This window comes from Kitasatospora sp. NRRL B-11411 (assembly GCF_000721345.1).
GTDB classification, from domain to species: Bacteria; Actinomycetota; Actinomycetes; order Streptomycetales; family Streptomycetaceae; genus Kitasatospora; species Kitasatospora cineracea.
In genome coordinates, this window is record NZ_JOGH01000324.1 from 1 (window position 1) to 374 (window position 374).

At 74.6% G+C, this 374-nt stretch carries 1 protein-coding gene; it reads right to left on the bottom strand.

From position 1 onward, the window contains the following. A partial coding sequence (locus tag IH44_RS49280) for an acyl carrier protein (RefSeq protein ID WP_157852636.1) occupies nucleotides 1-374 on the bottom strand: 374 nt, incomplete at both ends.

The window sequence follows — 374 nt, forward strand, 5'->3', positions numbered from 1 at the left end:
GGGATGTTGTCCGCGGACAACACGGGCGGGGTGGGCGCGGGGGCGGTGGCGCTCAGGAGGGTGGCTTGGGCGCGGACGGTGGTGTGGCGGAGCAGGTCGGCGACGCTGGGGGCGGTGCCGAGGCGTTCGCGCAGGGCCTGGGCGAGGGCGACCAGGAGGAGGGAGTGGCCTCCGGCGTCGAAGAAGTTGTCGTCCGGGCCGAAGTCGTCGTGCTCGACCAGGGAGATCCAGGCGGCCCGGACGGCCTCGACCGTGCTGGGGGCGTCCGTGACGGCCGGGGCGACGGTGGGGGCGGTGGCGGTGGCGGGCGGAATGTTGTCCGCGGACAACATCGGGGTGGGGGAGGGGATGTTGTCCGCGGACAACACCGGGGG